We start from the raw sequence: 5,683 nt of genomic DNA on the forward strand, positions 1-5,683 counted from the left end.
TCGGCCATCCCGGAACCGGCGGCCGCTCCAGGAGCGGGAACGGGCACGAGCGGCCAGGTTCCCCCGGCTGTCGCCCCCGTGGCGTGGTCGCTGCCGCACCGGGGCACCGGCCTGGGCAGGGGGACCGTGCTGGCACCACGCGGTCGTGGGACCGCGCGGGAGGTCACGACCAGGAGCTCCACCGCCGCAACGAGCGGCGCCCCATGCTCACCGGCGACCCAGTGCCCGGCGAGGTCGGACCCGGCGTGCGCGGGGTGGCGGGCGGCGGTGCTCGTGGCTGAGGACGTGCTCAGTCGGTCGCGGGCGTCAGGAACAGCGTGGGCAGCCCGGGCGCGAGGGCGACCAGCAGGCCCGGCGTGGCGGAGTCGGCGTCCTCGTCGGCGCGCGGGAGGAGAGCTCCCACCACCCGGACCGCCTCGGCACGCTCGTCGGTGGCCATGGCCACCGCGAACGGTACGGACCAGGTCAGCGGGACGGTGGGGGCGGCGGTCGGTTCGGCGGCGCGAACGACGGGTGCCGCGTCGGGCGCGCCGTAGGGCGGGAGTGCCTGTGCGGCGGCGGTGGCTGGTGTCAGGGCGGTACCGGCCGCGACGAGTACGACCAACGCGGCGGCGGGACGGAGTCGGGAGAGCGGTCCAGGTGTCGTCATCAGGGGACGTCCTCGTTCCTGGTAGGCGGACGTGGGAGATGCCGAGCCCGCTGGGGGCGACACGAAGGGTTCATTCTCGTGCCTGCGTCGGCGATCCCGACATGATCCCACTCCAACGAGGGTCAACCACTCCTCTGAGCAGTAAGTTCCTCCGACTGTCGGCACGAACTGTCACATCCCGCCCGGGGCCGGCGCTTCCGCCCGCGCGCCCGGGGTGCGACGCCTGCCCACCGCCCGGCCGAGCGTCTCGCCCCCGACGGGCGTCCGGCCTCCGTTCGACCGTGAGTGACCCAAGCCCGCGCGCGAGGCGGACATCCCGCCGTCCACCTCCACCCGGCTGCCTCCGGTCGCCCGTCGTCCTCCGGCTCGTGTCGTCCGCAGGTCCGCTCGCGCTGCGAGGGTGGTGCCCCCGGCCGCGTCCCCGACAGCTCCGCCGAGCAGCGGCACACCCCTCCCAGCCAGGGCGTGGGCGGTGTCCGCCCGTCCCCACCCGACCGCGTCCCGGCCCGTTCGACGGGCGGCGGGCAGGGACGGGGACACCGCCGGGTCACCCGGCGGCGCCGGCCCCCGGAGGCGGAACCACTCGCCGTCTGCCGTTCCCGCCGGAGCCGGGACCGCACGAACCGTGGATCAGCCGGAGCGCCGCCCGAGGCCACCGGCGAACTCCGAGGACCGCCACTGCTCCACCAGCGGCGGCAACGCCTCCGCCAACAACGGCAGCTGGTCCACCAGCGCCAGCGAGGACACCGCCTCCAACATGCCCAGGTTCTCCACCACCGCGAGCACCCGCCGGTCCAACGGCCGCAACCCGTGCCGGGCCGCCGCCACGTCGTAGGCCGCCACCGCCTCCTCACCGGTCAGGGCCATGTCCCGCTCCCGGGGCCCCACCGACACCAGCTCGAAGTCCGCGTAGACGGTGCCCTCCTCGGCGCGGATCAGGTTGTACGACGGCGCGTCGCCGTGCACCGGCTGGAGGTCCACCCCGGGGAACTCCGCCTCGAACCGCTCCCGCGACCCCACCACCGGCGCCAGGACCGCCCACTCCCGGCGCGCCCGGTCGAGGTCCTCGGGGCGCAGCAGGTCCGGCCGGGACTCCAGCAGCCGCAGCGCCTCGGGCACGAACTCGGTGTAGGTGGTGAGGAAGGGCAGCTCACCGGGATATCCGCGCAGGTGCGCGTGCAGCTCCGCGACGGCCTCGGGTTTCGGCGCGTAGTCCGGTTCGAGGTCGGGGAGGGGCGTGAGGTAGCGCCAGTAGGTGATCGAGAACCCGTCCCGGCGCACCGGCTCCCTCGGCACGAGCGGGGAGGGTCCCGCCACCGGCACGCCCTGCTCCGCCAGCCACGCGGTCACGTCGAGTTCGTTGCGCTGGCGGGCGGTCAGCAGGTCCAGGTTCCAGCTCGGCACCGCCGGCAGCACGGTGGGCACCCGGGCCACCACCGGAGCGGGGGCCAGGTGCACCACCACGGAGAACGCCTGGTAGAGCACGCGTGGCTCGGTCACCTCGACACCGAGTTCGCGGGCGGCCTCCGTGGCGGCCGTGACCGCGCGGGCCGTCGTGGACTGGGGGTCGGCGCTGCCGTCTCCGGGGTTCACCGCGTCATGGTGCCACGACACCGCGCCCCGGGAGGAACGCCGCGACCCACCACCGGACCGGGATCAGGTTGGCGGTTCTCCCCCGCGCGACTACCTGAATCCCGTTCAACCGCTTGTTACGCTCGGGACCATGACCGGTGATCACCAGCTGTCGGCGGCGCTCGCCGTGGCCCGGGCGCGCGACGCCGGCCGGCGGGCCTGCGCCGGCGGTCGCGGATACGTCGTGTCGTGTCTGCTGATGGCGGCGGCCGTCACGACCTTCTACACCGGGCTGAAGGTGGCCCCGGCTGTCGCCCCCGGCGATCTCGTGGTGCCCGCGTCCCTGCTCGTGCTGGGACTGCTGGGCCTGGCCGTGGCCCGCCTGCGCAGCGCCGACCCGCGCACCGTGGAACTCGAACGGCCCGCGTTGTGCGCGAGCGCCGCACTGGCCCTGGTCGCCCTGCTCATGAACCGCTTCGTCGTCCCCAGCGGCCTGACGCCCTGGGCGGTGCTGTTCGGCCTGCTGCCCGCGCTTCCCTACCTGGTCCTCGCCTGGCGGGCAGCGCGGCGGTGAGCGCGCGCACCGCCGACTACCGGCGGCGCCTCGACGAGCTGATCCACACCCCGGTCCGGCTGTCGGTGATGGCGCTGCTGGCCAGGGACGACCGGGTCGCCTTCGGCCACCTGCGGGACGCAGTGGACGTCAGCGACTCCCTGTTGTCCAAGCACATGGCCACCCTGGAACGCGCCGGCTACGTCACGGTGACCAAGGGGCACGAGGGCCGCCGCCCTCGGACGTGGTACTCGCTCACCGACCGGGGGCGCCGGGCCTTCCTCGGCTACCGGCAGGCACTGCGCCACCTCCTCGACGCCGAGTGACGCGGCCGGCCCCGCCACCCCGGGCCGGTGAGCACCGGAACCGTTCGCCTGCGGGACGACCGAGGCCGGGCGAGTCGTCCGACGACCCCCGCCGGGCTGGGTGAACCCGTGTCCACGACCGGCCACAACGGACCGTCCACGCTGGTCGGGGGACCGCCCGGCCCGGGCCGGGAGTCAGCCGCCCACACCCTGCTGGCAGAGTGTGACGATCGACGTCACCGGCATGGCACACGCGGAAGTGTCGGACCTCCCGGCAAGATCGAAGGAGAAGGAGATCATCGATGGGACCGGGGCGCGGCCCGACCGCGGCACACCCCGACAACGCCGGGAGGATGGTGCCCAGTGACCGGATACGCGGTGGTCGACCTCGAGACGACCGGGCTGGCGGCCGCCCTGCACGACCGGGTGGTCGAGATCGCGATCCTGCACGTCGACCGCGACGGGACGATCACCGACGAGTGGTGCACCCTCATCAACCCGCACCGGGACCTCGGTCCGCAGCACGTGCACGGCATCTCCGCCTCCGACGTCCGGGGCGCGCCCACGTTTGACCGGGTGGCCGGTCTCGTCGCCGAGAAGCTCGCTGGCCGGGTCCTCGTCGCCCACAACCTCTCCTTCGACGCCGGTTTCCTCAGCGCCGAGTTCGCCAGGACCGGTGTGACGGTGCCCCTCGACGCCGAGACCGGGGTGTGCACCATGCGGCTGGCCAAGAAGTACCTGCCCCGCTCCCGGCGGTCGCTGGCCGCCTGCTGCGCGGCGGTTGGCCTGCGGCAGACCGCCGCCCACGAGGCGCTGCACGACGCCCGGGCCGCCGCCGGGCTCCTCGGCTACTACCTCGGCGCCGCCGGCCGCCCCGAACCGTGGGCCGACCTGTTCGACCGGGCCGAGAACGCCCGCTGGCCGTTACTGCCGGTGTGGGACCTCCCCGAGCACACGCGCCGCCGCCGGGTGCCCCTCGGTGAACGACCGCACTTCCTCGAACGCCTGCCCGAGGGCCACTGCGACGGCCCTGCGGAGCCGGCCAGCGCCGAGGCCTACCTCGCCCTGCTGGACACCGCCCTGCTCGACCACGTCATCTCCCAGTCCGAACAGGACGCGCTGGTCGACCTGGCCGGCCGGCTGGACCTGCGGCGGGAGACCGCCCGCGACCTGCACCGCGCGTACCTGCGTGCCTCCGTGCTCGCCCGCACCACCACCCCGTTCCCGGCCAGCGGCCGGCTGGCCGCCCCCGTGCTCGAACGGGAGACCACCAGCCTGGTCCGGCTCGCCGCGCTGCTCGGGCTCTCCGCCGCCGAGGCGGCCGAGGCCGACCGGGCGGCCCGCGACAGCGCCCCCCGACCGTCAGCCACCGTCCAGGCCGAGGCCGTGGCCCGGCCCGGCCGCTTCACCCTGGCCCGGGGCGACCGGGTGGTGTTCACCGGTGCCACCCGCGAACCCCGGGAGGTCTGGCAGCACCGCGCGGCGGCGGCCGGGCTGGCCGTGACACCCGAGAACGTCAGCCGGCGGACCCGGCTCGTGGTCGCCGCCGACCCGGACTCCATGTCCACCAAGGCCCGCCGTGCCCGCGCCTACCAGATCCCCATCGTCACCGAGGACGGCTTCGCCCGGCTCCTGGCCGGGATGGGAGCCGCCTGACCGGGGCGGCACCGACGACGCCCGCCCCGAGGCGCCGACGGCCGTTCAGGGTTCCGTCAGGACAGCTTCCGGGGCCGCTTCGGTGCCCTCGGCGCCCAGGAACCGCCGCAGGTGCGCCAGCTGCCGCTCGGTGTGGCCGGCCGGCGGCACGTGCCACCCGAACGGGAAGACCGCCAACTCCTTGGGCGCGGTGATCTCGTGGTACGCGGCGTACACCGTGGACGGCGGGCAGACGGTGTCCATCATGCCGACGCTCACCAGGGTGGGCGCCGTGATCCGCCGGGCCAGCAACGCGCAGTCCACGTAGGTCAGGGTCCGCAGCGCGGCCGGCACCAGGTCGTCGTGCCGGGACAGGAACTCGGAGATCTCCAGGTAGGGGTGCTCGGAGCCGATGGTCACGGCCCGCGCCAGGTCGCAGAGGAACGGCACGTCCGCCTGGCAGACCCGCACCAGGTCCGGGGCCAGCGCGGCCGCCGCCAGGGCCAACCCGCCGCCCTGGCTCCCGCCGCGCACCGCGATCCGCCCCGGATCGACCCCGGGGAGCTCGGCGGCGACCTCCACCGCGCGCACCGCGTCGCCGATGAGCCGGGTGACGTAGTAGTGCTCGGGGTCGGCGATGCCCCGGGTCATCACCCCCGGGTACTCGGAACCCCCGGGGCCGGTCGGGTGGTCCCCGGTCGCCCCGACCATCGACCTGCCGCCCTGGCCCCGGTTGTCCATGACGACGACCGCGTACCCCACGGCCGGCAGCAGCGTGTGTTCCCAGGGCAGGCCCCGGGCGCCGCCGTACCCGATGTAGGTCACCACCGTCGGCAGCGGCGTGTCCCCGGAGCCGGGGGGACGCAGGTACCAGCCGCGGACGCGGTCCCCGCCGGCGCCGGAGAACTCCAGGTCGTAGGCGGCCAGCGCGCCGTACTCCTCGGGGCGGTACCGGCGCAGCACGGCGGG

Annotated in this window: 6 protein-coding genes; 3 read left to right on the plus strand and 3 right to left on the minus strand. The window is 75.1% G+C overall.

What is annotated here, in order from left to right; translation table 11 throughout:
- Nucleotides 1-289 precede the first annotated feature (289 nt).
- A complete protein-coding gene (locus ACTIDRAF_RS0220855; RefSeq protein ID WP_016700661.1) occupies nt 290-649 on the minus strand; it encodes a hypothetical protein in 360 nt (119 codons plus the stop codon).
- A 630-nt stretch (nt 650-1,279) separates the two neighbouring features.
- The gene (locus ACTIDRAF_RS0220860) at nt 1,280-2,242 is read right to left on the minus strand and encodes an aminoglycoside phosphotransferase/kinase family protein (protein ID WP_026066340.1); all 963 of its coding nucleotides are present in this window, start codon (nt 2,240-2,242) and stop codon (nt 1,280-1,282) included.
- 130 nt (nt 2,243-2,372) lie between these two features.
- Between ACTIDRAF_RS0220860 and ACTIDRAF_RS0220865 the strand changes: the two genes are divergently transcribed.
- From ACTIDRAF_RS0220865 to ACTIDRAF_RS30215, 3 genes are all read left to right on the plus strand, one after another.
- Nucleotides 2,373-2,795: a hypothetical protein gene (locus ACTIDRAF_RS0220865; RefSeq protein WP_016700663.1), complete on the plus strand. Its 423-nt coding sequence runs from the start codon at nt 2,373-2,375 to the stop codon at nt 2,793-2,795.
- A complete protein-coding gene (locus ACTIDRAF_RS0220870; protein ID WP_016700664.1) occupies nt 2,792-3,100 on the plus strand; it encodes a winged helix-turn-helix domain-containing protein in 309 nt (102 codons plus the stop codon). Before ACTIDRAF_RS0220865 ends, ACTIDRAF_RS0220870 begins: the two co-directional genes overlap by 4 nt.
- A 342-nt stretch (nt 3,101-3,442) precedes the next feature.
- Nucleotides 3,443-4,735 (plus strand): exonuclease domain-containing protein, encoded by a 1,293-nt coding sequence (locus tag ACTIDRAF_RS30215; RefSeq protein WP_016700665.1) that lies wholly within the window; start codon nt 3,443-3,445, stop codon nt 4,733-4,735.
- A 45-nt stretch (nt 4,736-4,780) separates the two neighbouring features.
- Here the strand turns inward: ACTIDRAF_RS30215 and ACTIDRAF_RS30220 are convergent.
- On the minus strand, nt 4,781-5,683 hold a 903-nt coding region (locus ACTIDRAF_RS30220; protein WP_016700666.1), incomplete at its 5' end, for an acetylxylan esterase.

It is taken from the genome of Actinoalloteichus spitiensis RMV-1378 (assembly GCF_000239155.1).
In the GTDB taxonomy this organism is placed as follows: domain Bacteria; phylum Actinomycetota; class Actinomycetes; order Mycobacteriales; family Pseudonocardiaceae; genus Actinoalloteichus_B; species Actinoalloteichus_B spitiensis.

Bases quoted from the DNA above. Each gene is read 5' to 3' on its own strand.
- ACTIDRAF_RS0220865 (WP_016700663.1), top strand. From the start codon at position 2,373: ATGACCGGTGATCACCAGCTGTCGGCGGCGCTCGCCGTGGCCCGGGCG.
- ACTIDRAF_RS0220855 (WP_016700661.1), bottom strand. From the start codon at position 649: ATGACGACACCTGGACCGCTCTCCCGACTCCGTCCCGCCGCCGCGTTG.